This is a genomic window from Rhizobium tumorigenes (assembly GCF_003240565.2).
In the GTDB taxonomy this organism is placed as follows: Bacteria; Pseudomonadota; Alphaproteobacteria; order Rhizobiales; family Rhizobiaceae; genus Rhizobium; species Rhizobium tumorigenes.
The window spans coordinates 1,720,324-1,736,394 of record NZ_CP117255.1 but is presented as its reverse complement, the minus strand read 5'-3'; the positions used below and the strand labels follow the sequence as shown (position 1 = coordinate 1,736,394).

At 62.8% G+C, this 16,071-nt stretch carries 14 protein-coding genes and 1 riboswitch; of the genes, 9 read left to right on the top strand and 5 right to left on the bottom strand.

The window, feature by feature from the left end:
- Nucleotides 1-109 precede the first annotated feature (109 nt).
- From PR017_RS08620 to PR017_RS08610, 3 genes are all read right to left on the bottom strand, one after another.
- Nucleotides 110-1,978, bottom strand: coding sequence for a glycoside hydrolase family 15 protein (locus PR017_RS08620; RefSeq protein ID WP_111222956.1), 1,869 nt, complete (start codon nt 1,976-1,978; stop codon nt 110-112).
- Between the two features lie 123 nt (nt 1,979-2,101).
- The gene (locus PR017_RS08615) at nt 2,102-2,956 is read right to left on the bottom strand and encodes an oxidoreductase (protein ID WP_111222957.1); all 855 of its coding nucleotides are present in this window, start codon (nt 2,954-2,956) and stop codon (nt 2,102-2,104) included.
- A gap of 112 nt (nt 2,957-3,068) precedes the next feature.
- Entirely contained in the window at nt 3,069-4,859 is a 1,791-nt protein-coding gene (locus PR017_RS08610; RefSeq protein ID WP_111222958.1) for a chloride channel protein, read from the bottom strand.
- A gap of 164 nt (nt 4,860-5,023) precedes the next feature.
- Nucleotides 5,024-5,414: riboswitch (cobalamin riboswitch) on the top strand.
- A 152-nt stretch (nt 5,415-5,566) separates the two neighbouring features.
- Here PR017_RS08610 and cobU point away from each other — a divergent pair.
- The 5 genes from cobU (at nt 5,567) to PR017_RS08585 (ending at nt 12,630) form a co-directional block, all read left to right on the top strand.
- Complete coding sequence (cobU, locus tag PR017_RS08605) at nt 5,567-6,091, top strand: bifunctional adenosylcobinamide kinase/adenosylcobinamide-phosphate guanylyltransferase (RefSeq protein WP_111222959.1); 525 nt, start codon at nt 5,567-5,569, stop codon at nt 6,089-6,091.
- A 4-nt stretch (nt 6,092-6,095) separates the two neighbouring features.
- Nucleotides 6,096-7,142, top strand: coding sequence for a cobalamin biosynthesis protein CobW (cobW, locus tag PR017_RS08600; RefSeq protein ID WP_111222960.1), 1,047 nt, complete (start codon nt 6,096-6,098; stop codon nt 7,140-7,142).
- Nucleotides 7,143-7,380: 238 nt separating this feature from the next.
- Entirely contained in the window at nt 7,381-11,430 is a 4,050-nt protein-coding gene (gene cobN, locus PR017_RS08595) for a cobaltochelatase subunit CobN (RefSeq protein WP_111222961.1), read from the top strand.
- A 127-nt stretch (nt 11,431-11,557) separates the two neighbouring features.
- Nucleotides 11,558-12,205: a cob(I)yrinic acid a,c-diamide adenosyltransferase gene (cobO, locus tag PR017_RS08590; protein ID WP_111222962.1), complete on the top strand. Its 648-nt coding sequence runs from the start codon at nt 11,558-11,560 to the stop codon at nt 12,203-12,205.
- A complete protein-coding gene (locus tag PR017_RS08585) occupies nt 12,205-12,630 on the top strand; it encodes an EamA family transporter (RefSeq protein WP_111222963.1) in 426 nt (141 codons plus the stop codon). The genes cobO and PR017_RS08585 overlap by 1 nt, the downstream gene beginning before the upstream one ends.
- Before the next feature lie 18 nt (nt 12,631-12,648).
- Here the strand turns inward: PR017_RS08585 and PR017_RS08580 are convergent, their stop codons facing one another.
- Nucleotides 12,649-13,434, bottom strand: a complete 786-nt coding sequence (locus PR017_RS08580; protein WP_240539160.1) for a TSUP family transporter — start codon at nt 13,432-13,434, stop codon at nt 12,649-12,651.
- Between the two features lie 140 nt (nt 13,435-13,574).
- On the opposite strand from PR017_RS08580, the gene PR017_RS08575 reads away from it, so the two are divergent.
- Nucleotides 13,575-13,994, top strand: coding sequence for a cobalamin biosynthesis protein (locus tag PR017_RS08575; RefSeq protein ID WP_425070024.1), 420 nt, complete (start codon nt 13,575-13,577; stop codon nt 13,992-13,994).
- A 3-nt stretch (nt 13,995-13,997) separates the two neighbouring features.
- Here the strand turns inward: PR017_RS08575 and PR017_RS08570 are convergent, their stop codons facing one another.
- On the bottom strand, nt 13,998-14,123 hold the full coding sequence (locus PR017_RS08570) for a hypothetical protein (RefSeq protein ID WP_275113054.1): 126 nt from the start codon (nt 14,121-14,123) through the stop codon (nt 13,998-14,000).
- On the opposite strand from PR017_RS08570, the gene PR017_RS08565 reads away from it, so the two are divergent.
- From PR017_RS08565 to PR017_RS08555, 3 genes are all read left to right on the top strand, one after another.
- Entirely contained in the window at nt 14,122-15,069 is a 948-nt protein-coding gene (locus tag PR017_RS08565; RefSeq protein WP_111222965.1) for a nucleoside hydrolase, read from the top strand. The genes PR017_RS08570 and PR017_RS08565 overlap by 2 nt on opposite strands.
- Before the next feature lie 226 nt (nt 15,070-15,295).
- Nucleotides 15,296-15,709 carry a DNA-binding protein gene (locus PR017_RS08560; RefSeq protein WP_133255671.1) on the top strand — a complete coding sequence of 138 codons (414 nt, stop codon included), beginning with the start codon at nt 15,296-15,298 and terminating at the stop codon, nt 15,707-15,709.
- Entirely contained in the window at nt 15,688-16,068 is a 381-nt protein-coding gene (locus tag PR017_RS08555) for a hypothetical protein (RefSeq protein WP_133255672.1), read from the top strand. The genes PR017_RS08560 and PR017_RS08555 overlap by 22 nt, the downstream gene beginning before the upstream one ends.
- The last annotated feature ends 3 nt before the right edge of the window (nt 16,069-16,071 follow it).

Here is a 16,071-nt window from a genome sequence, read left to right as displayed (position 1 = left end):
CGCGGATATGCAACCGCCCCGAAATGAAACCGGACAATGCCACTCCAGCGCGTTATCCAATAAAAATCAAACTATTCGGGAAGCCAGTGACGCTGACAAGTGTGCGCTTCTATGCGCGCCACTGGCCGAATTTGCCATCCAACGCCCTGTCCAGATAGAAGGCGGCGCTGATGAGGGCGAGATGCGTGAAGGCTTGCGGGAAATTGCCGAGGAACTCGCCGCGCGCATCGAACTCTTCAGGATAGAGCTGCAGGTGGTTGCCGTAGAGCAGCAGCTTTTCGAAGTTGATGCGTGCCTCGTCGAGGCGACCAGCGCGGGCGAGGCATTCGACATACCAGAAGGAGCAAGCGGCAAAGGCACCTTCCTGGCCGTCGAGGCCGTCTTCCTGCTTGTAGCGTTTCACCAGGCTGTCGTCGGCCAGCTGGTCGCCGATCGCATCGAGCGTTGCCAGCCACGCCGGGTCGGTGGCGCTGACGAAACGCACCAGCGGCATCAGCAGCAGTGCGCCATCGACATTGGTCGCACCCTTGCCCTGCACGAAGTGGCCGAGTTCGTCGTTCCAGAAGTTCGCCCAGATATCTTCGCTGATCTCGTTGCGCGTCGTCACCCATTTCTCGAAGGGGGCGGACAGCGAGCGCTTTTCAGCCAGCCGGATCGCGCGGTCGACGGCTACCCAGCACATCAGCCGGGAGTGCAGATGCTCGGACGGTTCGTTGCGCACCTCCCAGATGCCGGCATCCGGTAGCTGCCAGTTGTCGCAAACGTAATTGACAAAGCGCTGAACGCCGCGCCAGCCCCGATCTGAGATCGCCTCTCCGTATTTGTTGCTGATGTAGATAGAGTCCATCAGCTCGCCGTAGATGTCGAGCTGGATCTGCTCGGCAGCCTTGTTGCCGACACGCACGGGGCGTGCGCCGCCGTAGCCTGCCAGATGGTCCAGCTCGACTTCCTCCAGATCGGAACTGCCGTCGATCCGGTACATGATCTGAAGCTGGCCGTCCCAGTCTTGCTGGGTGCGCGCGCCCGTCCATCGGCTGAAGGCCATTGCCTCTTCCTGGTAGCCGAGCCGCATCAGCGCATAGACCGTGAACGATGCATCCCTGATCCAGGTGGCGCGATAGTCCCAGTTGCGTTCGCCGCCGGGCGCCTCCGGCAGGCCGAAGGTGGCGGCAGCGACCATCGAGCCGTGGCTGAGCGAGGTCATCAGTTTAAGGGCCAGCGCCGAGCGGGTCACGGCATCCCGCCAGCGACCGCGATAGGTCGACCGGGCAGCCCATTTCTGCCAGTAGTTTTTTGTCTCGAGGATGACGCATGACACCTCGTCCGTCTGCATGAGCACGCCGTCGTCGTCTCCGAACGTGAAGTCGGCCTGTTCACCGACCTTGAGCGTCAATTCCGCCGTCACGCCGCCGTCCCTAGGCGTCAGTGCTACCGGTGCGGTCAGGCGCAGGCGCAAGCCGTCCGGTCCGCTGAAGACGGCACCGTGTTCATCGACGGTAACGTCCGGGATGGTGCGAGCGTAGTCGAAGCGTGGCCAGCATTTCAGCCGGATGGTGACTGTGCCGCGCGTGACGGCGACGCGGCGCACGATCCGGCAGACGCTCTCGCCGGTCGTGGTCGGGCTCGGCATCAGGTCGGTAATTTCGGCGCTGCCGGCATGCCCGAGCCAGCGCGTCATCAGGACGTTGGTTTCGGGGAGGTACATCTGGATGGTGCGCGCGCCGGCGATATCCGGCGAGAGTTCGAAGGCGCCGCCCTTTTCCGGATCGAGCAAAGCCAGGAAGACGCTGGGGCTGTCGAAGTTCGGCCAGCACAGGAAGTCGATGGCACCGTCGCGGGCGACCAGAGCGGTGGTGCGCAGATTGCCGATGGTTCCATGGTCGGCCACTGGCCGGGGGATGGCGGTCAGGTGGCCTTCGTTCAGGGGCGGCGGCTCATGCTTGCCGATGTCTGTTGCAGCGGACCTGTTGTCAGTCATCCATGCCGTCCCTGTTTTTCGCCACGGCCTATCCGCGACGGCGCAGTAAAGTGGTTTCCGGTCGTCGCGGTGGACGACCGGCTTTTCAAGGGCGGGAAGAGGAATGCCGCCATAGCTGTGAGCTTATTGTTCGGACTCTGGGAAATCGGCACCAATCGATGTGTCGCGCCACTGTTCGACTTCGGCCAGACTGTCCGAAAGCTTTTTCGATACGGCATCGACGCCGAAAGCGCCGAGCACCAGGTGGCGCGGCGGGTGTTCCAGTTCCGTCACCATCATCATCGCCTTTGCAGCCCGAACGGGATCGCCCTTCTGCTTGCCGCTGATGGCTGACGTCGAGGCCATCCGTGCGCCGACGGTCTCTTCGTAGTCCGCGATGCCGGAGACCGTCTGCTGCAAGGACCGGCCGGCCCAATCTGTGCGGAACGGGCCGGGTTCGATGCAGGTGACCTTGATGCCGAGCGGCCGGCCTTCGACGGCAAGCGCGTCCGACATGCCCTCGACGGCGTGCTTACTGGCTGCATAGTAGCCGGAGCCGGGAAAGCCGACGAGGCCGGCAACCGAGGTAATGTTGATGATGTGGCCCCGGCGGCGCTTGCGCATGCCCGGCAATACGGCCCGGGTCATGGCGAAGAGGCCGAAGACGTTGGCATCGAACTGGGCGCGGATGGCGTCGTCGTCGCCCTCTTCGATCGAGGCCTGGTAGCCGTAGCCGGCATTGTTGACCAGCACGTCGATCTGGCCGAAGCGTTCTTCGGCGGCCTTAACGGCGGCAGCGATCTGGTCCTTGTCGGTAACGTCGAGGTCCAGCGCCAGGGCACTGTCTTCGTGACCCGTGACGAGATCGGCGACGCGCTCCTTGCCACGGGCGGTGACGACGGCGCGCCAGCCGCGTTCGAGTACCAATGTCGCGAGTTCGCGGCCGAAGCCGGTCGAGCAGCCGGTGATGAACCAGACGGGCGTGGAGGAGTTTGCCATGTTTGCTTTCGGTGCTTGGGCCGGCAGCGCCATTTGGCACGGTACCGGACGTTATGGTGCAACGGAGTTAGAGCGTGCTGCGCACGCGTCAATACTGCAATCGATTGCGGCCTCAGAGTTCGCCGGACTCCTCACGCCGGCGCCGGTCGAGTTCTTCCGAATAACGGCGCAGCGTGTGGCTTTCCGACAGCTGGCCAATGACCTTGCGCTCGATCAGATTGTTCACCACAGCCAGCGCTTCGCTTTCGGTCTTGTCGAAGATCGCGGCGGCCTGCTTGGCATTCATTTGCGGCTGCAGGAAGTCGTTCTTGTAGCGAATGAAATCGCCTAGGCCGCGATCGCCATCGTCCTGGTCGACGGGGCTGGCGTAGATTTCCGGCACCAGCACCATGCCTGCGTATTTTTCCGCCTCGTCGAGCAGGACGACGCGCTGCGTCGAGCCGATCGGGAAATCATGGCGGAAGTCGGCGATGCTGATGTTGACGTTGGCGCTGCGCACGTCCGGCCGCATCATCCGGGCGACCGTCAGGTTGCGGATCCAGCCGACGTCGTGGGCGCTGCGGATGCTCTCGCCGCGAAGGTGGAAGCGCCAGGTTGCAAAGGAGTAGCCGAAGGTGGTGCGAACGACGAGCGACGATGTTATGACGGCGGCAAGCACAAGCGCCGTGATCGGAAAGTCGCCGGTGATCTCCAGCGCCAGGAAGGTCATCGTCAGCGGTCCGCCGATGACTGCCACGGCCAGCGAACTCATGCCGACCACGGAATAGATGACCGGCGTCAGCGTCGCATGGTCGAAATAGGGCGCAGAGTAAGCAAAGATCTTGCCGAGCAGGGCGCCCATGAACAGCGAGGCGAAGAAAAGGCCGCCACGGAAGCCGGAGCCGATCGAGACGGCCGAGGCCAGCGATTTCAGCAGCAGGATGCCGAGCAAGGCCGGGATGGCGATATCGCGGCCGAGATTGAGATGCAGCGCACCGTGGCCGGCCGACAGAACCTGCGGCGAGATCAGGGCGAGCATGCCGACGACGATGCCGCCAAGTGCCGGCCGGACATACTGGGGGATGGCGCTCTTGCGGGCCAGCTCCTCGATGAAGGAGACGCCCTGCATGAGCAGGATGCCGCAACCGGCGCAGACGGCGCCGAGAAGCAGGGCCGGAACGTAATCGGCCGGCACGACGCTGCCGAAATCGCCGATGTCGATCATTACGTCGCTGCCGGCGAGCAGGCGTGCGACCAGCGTTGCGACGAGGGCGGAAACGACGACAGGGGTCAGGGTGACGATGGTGTAGCTGCCGATGATCAGCTCAAAGGCATAGAATGCGCCTGTGAGGGGCGCGCTGAAGGCTGCGGCGATGGCACCGGCCGCACCGCAGCCGACAAGGGTGCGAAGGTCGCCGCGGCGCAGCTGCAGTTTCAGTCCGAGTTTCGAGGCGATGCCGGCGGCGATCTGAGTGTAGCCGGCCTCCAGCCCGACGGATGCGCCGAAACCGTTGGATATGAGGTTCTGGATGGATACCAGAATGCTGTCGGTGAGCGACAGCCGGCCGCCGTGAAGCGCGTTGGCCTCGATCGGGTCGATCATCGGCTTCTTGCGGGTCTTGGAGAGGATGAAGAGCATCAGCCCCAACAGCACGCCACCTGCAATCGGCGCCAGCAGCAATAGGAGCTTGTTGTCGATCACGGCGCTACTCAGCCTGCCGTCGTCGCCGATGCCGTAGATGAGCATGTGCATCTGGCGCGAGATCAGGCTCATGGCCGTCACAGCTAGCCCCGACGTAACGCCGACCAAGGCGCCGGCGATGACGAGGCCGACTTCGCTTTGTCGCAGGATCGCGCGCATCCGACCTGCTTCAAAGAGAGATCGTAGAGTGCGGAAGCGGGGCGCATGGAATCGTTGGAGCATGGCGTTACGCATGAAAGAGAGGCGGTTGTTTAAAGCTGGACGTCTTACACTAGCAATTGCGACAAAAAGACCGCCGACGAGAATGATTTCAGCGCCGCTTCAACACATATATGGCGGAAAGCGAATTCGTCGATCAGTTGACTTGCATAAGGCGAAGGCCTAATCCTGAACGCATAACGGAAGGTTCCCGCGCCGTGAAAACGGTATGGGATCAAAAGGGAATGTGACCGGGCGGACCCATACAGGGCGCTCTTATCGCAGCCGACCCCGCGACTGTAGAACGGTCAGGGTTTTTCGTCGGGTGTTACGGGACGACGGGTGATGTTCTGCAATGGTGCAGGCGGGCCTGAAGTCGAAGGCATCGGAAAAGCCACTGGCGTGGCATCGTGATCTACCGGGGTGGGACGCCTCTTCATCTACGAATCGTCCGCCTTTTCATGATGACCTGCTGGGAAGGCGAGAAAGACCCGTGATCTCCGACCGGAACGACATCCGTCGTTCCGGTCGGAGGTTGCAACCGTGAGCCAGGAGACCTGCCATCCGTGCCGGGCGAAAAGCCCACCCTTTGGGACGTCGTCCCGCTGCCAGCACGGAGGTTGTCATGGCTGAATGTTTGACTTTGCGCGTCATTGCGACGCGGTTTCTTGATCCGACTGGTTGCACGCTTGCAGCCTCGCGCAGAACCGCGTGAGGATCGGAACAGCCTGATGTCATCCCCAACCTTCGAAACGGCCCTCGTGCTTGGCGGCGCGCGCTCCGGCAAGTCGTCTTTTGCCGAGGCGCTCGTCACAGGCTCCGGCCTCGACCGCCATTACGTCGCCACCGGTCGAGCTTGGGATGCCGAGATGGCGGAGCGCATCCGCCAGCACCGCGTCGATCGCGGCGAGGGCTGGACGACGCATGAGGAGCCGCTCGATCTTGTCGGCACGCTCGGTGCCATCGACGCGCCCGGCCGCGCTGTTCTCGTCGATTGCCTGACGCTGTGGGTTACAAACCTGATGATGGAAGAGCGCGACGTGACTGCCGCCTTCGCGTCACTCTGCCAATTCCTGCCTGGCGCAAGGGCGCGCCTGGTGTTCGTCTCCAACGAGGTCGGTCTCGGCATAGTGCCGGAAAACCGCATGGCGCGGGATTTTCGCGACCATGCCGGCCGTCTCCATCAAATGATCGCGGCTGAGGCAACCGACGTCTATTTCGTCGCCGCCGGACTGCCGCTGAAAATGAAAGGCTGATACATTGCAACAGAAAATTCCCGCCACCGTCATCACCGGCTTCCTCGGGGCTGGCAAGACGACGATGATCCGCAACCTGCTGCAGAATGCCGGCGGCAAGCGCATCGCCCTCATCATCAACGAGTTCGGCGATCTCGGCGTCGACGGCGACGTGCTGAAGGATTGCGGCGCCGAGAACTGCTCGGCCGACGATATCATCGAGCTCACCAACGGCTGCATCTGTTGCACGGTCGCCGACGACTTCATTCCGACGATGACTCAGTTGCTTGCCCGCAACCCGCGGCCCGACCACATCGTCATCGAGACATCCGGCCTTGCGCTGCCGCAGCCGCTGGTGGCGGCCTTCAACTGGCCCGACATCCGCACGCACGTGACGGTCGATGGCGTGATCACCGTCGTCGACAGCGTCGCCGTCGCTGCCGGCCGGTTTGCCGACGACCACGACGCCGTCAATGCGGCTCGGGCGGAAGATGTATCGCTCGACCACGACAATCCGATCGAGGAACTGTTCGAGGACCAGTTGACCTGCGCCGACCTCATCGTGCTCAACAAGACCGACCTGCTGGACGCCGCCGGCATCGCAGCCGTGCGTGCCGAAGTCCTGTCGCGCACCAAGCGCAAGCCCCCGATGATTGAGGCCCGCAACGGCGAGGTTTCGGCCGCCGTGCTGCTGGGGCTCGGCATCGGCACGGAAGCCGATGTCGGCAACCGTCTGTCCCACCATGAGATCGAGCACGCCGACGGCACCCCGCACGACCACGACGAGTTCGACAGTTTCGTTGTCGACCTCGGGCCTATCGCCGAGCCGGTCACGTTTATCGAGCGGCTGAAGACAGTCATCGGCCATCACGACGTGCTGCGTCTCAAGGGGTTCGTCGATGTGCCGGGCAAGCCGATGCGGCTGCAGTTGCAGGCCGTCGGCAGCCGTGTCGACCATTATTTCGACCGCGCCTGGACGCCGGGCGAAGTCCGGGCAACGCGTCTGGTGGTGATCGGGCTGCACGATATGGACCAGGCGGCGGTGCGCGGTGCGATCGAGGCGCTTGTTTGATGGTTCACCGGCGCGGCTTACCCCCCTCTGTCGGCTACGCCGACATCTCCCCCACAAGGGGGGAGATCGGGAAGCTGCGGCTGGTACGTTCACGTCCAATTGAGCGAAGTGCAGGCGGTAGCTTTGTGTTAAGCCGCGAAGCCGCCCCAGCCAATCTCTCCCCTTGTGGGGGAGATGTCACCGGAGGTGACAGACGGGGGCGCCGCCCCACCCTAAAAACTATCCAGGGAGGTGCCGCATGCATCTTCTCCTAGCCCAGAAGGGCTCGATATCCGACGGCGACGAGGCGATCGATCTCGGGCAGTCGCCGGGCGATATCCTTTTCCTGTCGGCGGCCGATACCGAGCTTGCCGCTATCGCTGCGGCTTATGCCCACCATGAGGGCACCCATTCGCTGCGGCTGGCGAGCCTGCTCAGCATGAAACATCCGATGTCCGTCGACACCTATGTCGAGCGGACGGCGCGACACGCGAAGATGATCATCGTCCGGGCGCTCGGCGGCGCCAGCTATTTTCAATATGCCCTGGAAGCGCTGCATGCGGCCGCGTCCCGGCAGGGCGTCATGATTGCGGTGATCCCGGGCGATTCCAAGCCCGATCCGGGCGTCATGCCGTTCTCCAACATCGCGCTCGACGATCTCAATGCGCTGTGGTCCTATCTGATCGAGGGTGGCGACGACAATGCGCGGGCGTTTCTGGCCTATGCGTCGGCGATGCTGTCCGGCGCCGAAAAACCGCAGCCGGCGAGCCCGCTTGCCAAGGCGGGCATCTGGTGGCCGGGGCAGGGTGTCGTCGATGTCGATGCGTGGCGGCTGGCGTCTGCGGCGGCGGTGACACCCCCATCTGTCGGCCGGGCCGACATCTCCCCCGCAAGGGGGGAGAACAACTTGTCAAATCCGCCTATCGTCGCCATCAGCTTTTACCGCGCTCTCGTGCAGAGCGGCGAGACCCGGCCTGTCGAGTCAATGATATCGGCGCTGGTTGAGGCTGGTGTGCGGCCGCTGCCGGTGTTTGCCTACAGTCTCAAGGACCCGGCATCCAAGTCCATCATCTCCGATATTTTTGGCGCAGCGTCGCCGGATGTCGTTATTAACACCACTGGCTTTGCCATTTCGGCACCCGGTGCCGACCGGAAGCCGACGGTGCTGGAGGAAAACGATGGGGTCGTGCTGCAGGCGATCTTCTGCGCTTCTTCCAAGGAGGCCTGGACTGCCTCGGCGCAGGGCCTGTCGGCCCGCGATCTCGGCATGAACGTGGCGCTGCCCGAGGTCGACGGCCGTGTGCTGTCGCGCGCCGTGTCGTTCAAGGCCGCAGCCCGCTACGACGAGCGGGTGGAGGCCAATATCGTCGGCAGCGAGCCATCGATCGACCGCATGCGCTATACCGCAGCGCTCGCCGCCAACTGGGCCCGGCTGCGTCGGACACCGGTGGCCTCTCGGCGCGTGGCGCTGGTCATGGCCAACTATCCAAACCGCGACGGCAGGCTTGGCAACGGCGTCGGGCTGGATACGCCGGCTGGCACGGTGGAAGTCATGCGGGCCATGGCGGCGAACGGTTATCCCGTGGCCGACATTCCCGCCGATGGCGATGCGCTGATCACCCATCTCATGCAGGGGCCGACCAACTCCGGCCGCGATGGAAAGGTCGTCCGCGAGACGCTTTCGGTGAGTCGTTACAAGACCTTCTTTGCGTCTCTTCCCGTTCAGATTCAGGATGAAGTGTCGGCGCGTTGGGGTGGGCCTGAGGACGACACCTATGTCGTCGATGGCGCATTCGCCCTGTCTTTTGTCCGCTTCGGGGAAATGCTGGTCGGCATCCAGCCGGCGCGCGGCTACAACATCGATCCGAAGGAGAGCTATCACTCGCCGGATCTCGTTCCGCCGCATGGCTATCTCGCCTTCTATGCCTTCCTGCGCCAGGAATTCGGTGCCCATGCCGTCATCCACATGGGCAAGCACGGCAATCTCGAATGGCTGCCGGGCAAGGCGCTGGCGCTGTCGGAAACGTGCTATCCCGAAGCCATCCTCGGGCCGATGCCGCATCTCTATCCCTTCATCGTCAACGATCCCGGCGAGGGCACGCAGGCAAAGCGCCGCACCAGTGCCGTGATCATCGACCATCTGACGCCGCCTTTGACCCGTGCCGAAAGCTACGGTCCGCTGAAGGACCTCGAAGCGCTGGTGGACGAGTATTACGAAGCCTCCGGCGTCGATCCGCGCCGTATCCTGCTGCTGCGCAAGCAGATCCTCGATCTCGTCACCGATATCGGCCTCGACCAGGATGCTGGCATCGCCAAGGGCGAGAGCGAGGACAGCGCGCTGCAGAAGCTCGATGCCTATCTCTGCGACCTGAAGGAGATGCAGATCCGCGACGGGCTGCACGTCTTCGGCGTGTCGCCTGAGGGGCGGTTGCTGACAGACCTGACGGTGGCGCTGGCCCGCGTGCCGCGCGGTTTGGGCGAGGGCGGCGACCAGAGTTTGCAGCGGGCGATTGCGGCGGATGCCAGGTTATCGGGTGCCCCTGCGGGGGCTGCCGCCGCAACATCGGAATTTGCCGCATCACCCCCCTCTGTCAGCTCTGCTGACATCTCCCCCACAAGGGGGGAGATTGGTATGCCGCGCCATGGTCACAACAACGAACCTGCGGAGCTTGCTGCAAGAGCGGACTACAGTGTGGAGATTGCCGCCGCCCCATCGATCTCCCCCCTTGTGGGGGAGATGTCCGACAGGACAGAGGGGGGTAACCCTCCGCAACCTAAAACCTTCGATCCGCTCGACTGCGCCATGGCAGAAGCCTGGGGCGGTCCACGTCCGCAACTCCTTGCCGACATATCCAGCGATCCCTGGCGCACCAATGGAGATACCGTGGAGCGCATCGAATTGCTTTCCGCCAAATTCGTCGATGGCTCGATGCTTTGTCCCGTCGGGTGGATGCATACGCAGGCCGTGCTTGCCGAAATCGAAAGCCGTCTGAAGTCCTCGATCGTTGCCTGCGGGCCTGCCGAGATTGCCGGGTTGCTGGCGGGTCTTGACGGTCGCTTCGTTGCGCCGGGGCCGTCTGGGGCACCGACGCGCGGGCGTCCGGACGTGCTGCCGACGGGGCGTAATTTCTACTCCGTCGACAGCCGCGCGGTGCCGACGCCGGCGGCCTATCAGCTTGGCAAGGCCTCGGCCGAGTTGTTGGTGCGGCGCTACGTGCAGGATCACGGCGAATGGCCCGTTTCCATCGGCTTGACCGCCTGGGGGACATCGAACATGCGAACCGGCGGCGACGACATTGCCCAGGCGATGGCGCTGATCGGCGTCAAGCCCGTGTGGGACATGGCGTCTCGGCGGGTCACCGGCTACGAGATCATACCGCCCGCCATGCTGGGGCGGCCGCGGGTCGATGTGACGCTCCGGATTTCCGGTTTCTTCAGGGATGCCTTTCCCGAGCAGATCGCCCTGTTCGACAAGGCCGTGCGGGCTGTCGGCGCGCTGGATGAAGACCCTGATGACAATGCGATCGCAGCCCGCATGCAGGGGGAAACCGCGCGCCTGATGACCGAGGGGCTGGATGCAGCCGCAGCTGCAAAACGGGCTGGCTATCGTGTCTTCGGCTCCAAGCCCGGCGCTTACGGTGCGGGGCTGCAGGCGCTGATCGACGAAAAGGGATGGGAGAAGCGCGCCGATCTGGCGGAGGCCTATCTGGTCTGGGGCAGCTACGCCTATGGCGCCGGCGAAGACGGCAAGGCCGAGCGCGGTGTGTTCGAGGAGCGGCTAGCATCGATCCAGGCCGTCGTGCAGAACCAGGACAACCGCGAGCACGACCTGCTCGACAGCGACGATTACTACCAGTTCGAGGGCGGCATGGCGGCGGCGGCGGAACAACTGGGCGGCGCCCGGCCACCGATCTATCACAACGACCATTCTCGGCCGGAAAAGCCTGTGATCCGCTCGCTGGAGGAAGAGATCGGCCGGGTCGTGCGCGGTCGCGTCGTCAATCCGAAATGGATCTCCGGCGTGATGCGCCACGGCTACAAGGGCGCAGCCGAGATTGCGGCGACCGTCGATTTCCTGTTCGCGTTTGCAGCCACCACCGGCGCCGTCCGCGATCATCATTTCGAGGCGGTCTACCAGGCCTTCGTCACCGACGCCCGCGTTGCGGACTTCATGGCGGACAAGAACCCGGCGGCGCAGGCCGAGATGAAGGAACGACTGCTGGAGGCGATCGACCGCCAGCTCTGGACACCGCGCAGCAACTCTGCGCGGTTCGCTCTGGCTATTGAGAGCGAAGAGGCGCTGGCATGAAAGCCGCTGCAAAGAGGCTGGCGAGCTTGCCGCACACAATGACAACAAATAGCTGGCCGCAGATTGTTCTCTATCTCGGGCGCGGCGGAACCTTGGCGCGCATGCCGGACATTTCAGGACGACAGACATGAACGAAGAAACCACCGACGGCGTGACATCGCCTGCACCTGTCGCCGACGACAGCCGCCATGCCGAGAAGATGGCGAAGAAGAAGGCGGCGCGCGACAAGATCATGGCGACGAAGAGCGGCGACAAGGGACTGATCATCGTTCACACCGGCAAGGGCAAGGGCAAGTCCTCGGCGGCTTTCGGGATGATCTTTCGCCATATTGCCCACGGCAAGCGTTCCGCGGTCGTGCAGTTCATCAAGGGCGCGATGTGGACGGGCGAGCGCGACCTGATCGAGAAGCATTTCTCGGATATATGCGCCTTCCACACCATGGGCGAGGGGTTCACCTGGGAGACGCAGGACCGAGCCCGCGACGTGGCAGCGGCGGGTGCTGCGTGGGAAAAGGCCAAGGAGTTGATCCGCGACGAGCGCAACTCGATGGTGCTGCTCGACGAGATCAACATCGCGCTGCGCTACGATTATCTCGATCTGGTCGAGGTCATCGCGTTTCTGAAGACGGAAAAGCCCTATATGACGCATGTCGTGCTGACCGGCCGCAATGCCAAGGAAGAACTCTTCGAGATCGCCGACCTGGTGACCGAGATGGAACTGATTAAGCATCCGTTCCGCTCCGGTATCAAGGGGCAGGCCGGAGTGGAATATTGATGACGCAGAGCTGGGTCTTTTGGGCGATCCTGTCAGCCGCCTTTGCAGCGCTGACCGCGATCTTCGCCAAGATCGGCATCTCCGGCGTCAATTCGGACCTCGCGACGCTGATCCGAACCATGGTGATCATCGTTATCCTTGCCGCCATCGTCACCGCCACCGGCCAATGGCAGGCGCCGTCGACGATTTCGGCCAAGACTTGGCTGTTCCTCGGCCTGTCGGGCCTTGCCACCGGCGGCTCCTGGATCGCCTATTTCCGGGCCCTGAAGCTTGGCGATGCCGCCCGCGTCGCGCCCATCGACAAGTTGTCGATCGTGCTGGTCGCCATCTTCGGCGTCGTCTTCCTCGGTGAAAAGCTTGGAGTGGTCAACTGGCTCGGCGTCGCGCTGATTGCCAGCGGCGCGCTGTTGCTGGCGCTGTTCTGATCGGCGTCCGCTGAGCTCTCAGTAGCCGAGCCATAGCCTGACAGGGTTGTTCGGATCGGCCAGAAGCTTGATCGCGAAGGCGACGCAGACGACCACCAGCAGAGGCTTGATGACTTTCGCACCGATGCGCATGGCAAGCCGCGACCCGACCTGGGCGCCGAGGAACTGGCCGATGCCCATCAGGATGCCGATTTTCCAGAGGATGGCGCCGGAAAACAGGAAGACCACAAGCGCTCCGAAATTGGAGCCGAAGTTCAACAGCTTGGTATGGGCGGTCGCCTTCAACAGGCCGAAGCCGGCGAGGCTGACGAAGCCAAGCATGAAAAACGATCCGGTGCCGGGACCGAACGCGCCGTCGTAGAAGCCGACCAGTGGTACGACGGTCAGGCCGAACATCAGCGCCGTCATCCGCCTGTGGGTCTCGACATCGCTGATGTTGGGCTTCAGCGCGAAATAGAGGGCGATGGCTATCAGCAGGAAGGGCATGATGATGCGCAGCAGATCTGCCGGCATGACCGTCGCCAACAGCGCGCCTAGCACGCCGCCGAGTGCCGCCATGGCTGCCATCGGCACCTGCTCGCGCAGTTGCACATGGCCCTTGCGGGCGTAGGCAATGGTCGCCGAGGCCGAGCCGCAGATGCTTTGCAGCTTGTTGGTGCCGAGCGTCTGCAGTGGCGGTATGCCCGCGATCAGCATGGCCGGCACGGTGATCAATCCGCCGCCGCCGGCAATCGAATCGACGAAGCCGGCAAAGAATGCCGCCATGAACAGTAGCAGGAGCAGTTGAAGGGAGATGTCTTGCACGGCGGGCCACCCGATTTCACTGGAGCGTCTTCTGGCACCCGCGCCTGCCTGCTGCAATCGTTGTTTGCGGGGGCGATGAAAATTGACGTGAGCCGCGCTGCAGCCTAGACAGATCGCGATCCTTACCGAAGAGACCCTGCGTGACCCATTCGTCTTCCGATCGGCAATCGTCCGGCAGGTCCCGCCTTGTGATCGGCATGGGCTGCGAGAGCGGAGCACCGGAAGGCGAGTTGCTGGCACTGGCAAAGCGCGCCCTCGCCGGAGCTGCTCTCGATGCCCGTGACCTCCAGGCGCTAGCCTCGATCGACGGCAAGGCGAAGGAGCCGGCGATCCTTGCAGTTGCGGCCTATTACGGCATTCCAGCGCTGTTTTTCGATGCCGAGCGGCTTGAGCGCGAGACGCCCCGGCTGCAAAATCCCTCCGACAAGATTTTTTCTCTCGTCGGTTGCCATGGTGTCGCGGAGGCTGCGGCGCTGGCCGGGGCGGAGCCAGAGGCCGTACTCATTGTGCCGAAACTCAAATCCGCACTCGCCACCGTGGCAATTGCCGCCGTCGTTTGAATTTCATGCTGGACGACCGACCGGCCGCGCATCTGCGATATTGCGAAACCGCCCGGCGCCGGTATGGTGACGTCTTTCGCCGCTGGCCGAGATGGCTGCCGGCTCCGTGCCGCGATAAGGAATTTCCATGCACAAGGTCATTTACGACACTGATCCCGGCGTCGACGACGCTATGGCGCTGCTTTTCCTGCACCGTCATCCCGAGATCGACCTGATCGGCGTCACCACCATCTTCGGCAATGCCTCGGTCGACACGACAACGCGCAATGCGCTGTTCCTGAAGCGTGAATGGGGCTTCGAATGCCCGGTCGCGCGCGGCGCCGACGCCACCTTCGATCCGTCGCGCAAGGAGCATGGCTGGCCGACGCATGTGCACGGCGTCAACGGTCTCGGCGATATCGACGTGCCGGCAACCATAGATCTTCCCGTCGATCCGCGCCCGGCCTACCAGTTCATCATCGATACCGTCCGGGCCAATCCCGGCGAAGTACGGCTTGTCGCCGTCGGTCGGATGACCAACCTGGCGCTGGCGCTGAAACACGATCCGGCGATTGCCGGGCTGGTAAAGGATGTCGTCATCATGGGCGGCGCCTTCTACGTGCCGGGCAATGTCTCGCCGGTGGCGGAAGCCAATATCTACGGCGACCCGGAGGCTGCGGACGCCGTCATGATGGCCGAATGGAAGGTCGTGCTGATCGGTCTCGACGTGACAGCTATCACCACCATGAGCCGCAGCTATCTCGCCGACATGGCCAAGGCTGGCGGCAAGGACGTGCAGCTGCTCGCCGACCTCTCGCAGTCCTATATCGATTTCTACAAGCACGCGGTCGAGGACGGCATGATGGTGCACGACAGCTGCGCCAGCGCCTATATCGTCGCACCGAACCTCTTCACGTCGATATCAGGTGCCGTGCGCGTCGTCTGCGGCGGCATCGCCGATGGCCAGACCATCGTCAAGCCCGACGGCCGCCACTTCCCCCCGGGCCACTGGGACGGACTGCCGAGCCAGACGGTGTGCGTCGGGATCGAGTCGGAGAAGGTCGTGGACCTGATCCGGGACGTGATTGTGGGGTGATGGGGTAGGGGCGTGGGACCTGCGGGCGCAGCTTTCACCCAAGGACATGGATGGATAATATTACTCCTCATATAGCGCTATAGTTGCAATAGCCTTGTGTGGTATGAGTTGTTCATGATCGGTGCGACGAGGGATATCGCTGACCGTTTGGACTAAAATGCGTTCATGTTTTGACCGGGGAGCCTGAGATGTCAGTTAAGTCTTTGGGCTTCCCTGGATGTCCGCTGTGAGGCGCGACGAGCTCCAGCGTGTTGCTCAAGCAAAGATCAACGATGCCCAGTTGCTGTTGGAGCATCGCAGTGCGTCGAATGCTTACTATTTAGCGGGATATGCGGTAGAGATCGGGCTTAAAGCTTGCATAGCGAAGCAGATATCAGCGGAAACGATTCCCGAGCTTAATTTTGTAAGGTCGATATATGATCATGATCTACAAAAGCTAGTCAGGGTTGCCGGCCTGTCGGCCGAATTGAAGCAAGCGCAGGATGCCAATAACGATTTCGCCGTGAATTGGGCGATCGTTTGCGAGTGGAAGCTTGACGATCGATACGGCTTAAAGGATCTGGGCACGGCGCAGTTGATGATCGCCGCCGTGACGGATGAAACCGGAGGAGTTCTGCCATGGATCAGGGAACGATGGTGAAGAGTGGTCAAGATCTGGTCAGGTATCTGGACGAGACTCCGGTCAATCCACGCTTCGCGATGTGGGTTAATTTTTCTGAAGCCGAAAGCTGGAAACTCTGGATCGTTCCAGCGAAGTCTGTCACCGACAAGCGAGCGTTCTATCATACCGTCGCGGATACGATATCGAAACATCGCGATGATCTCGGCGGCCTCGATGTCGGGATGGTGGAGTTTACCGCCGACACCAAATCCGTCGTTCGGTCGATGGCAAAATTTATGAAAATGCCGAACATTGGTGCCGCGAACGTTTCCGGAAATACATTTGACGGCATGTTCTTGCCGGATGGCGTTTTGATCAGGTCGAATATCGCCGCGTAGCGA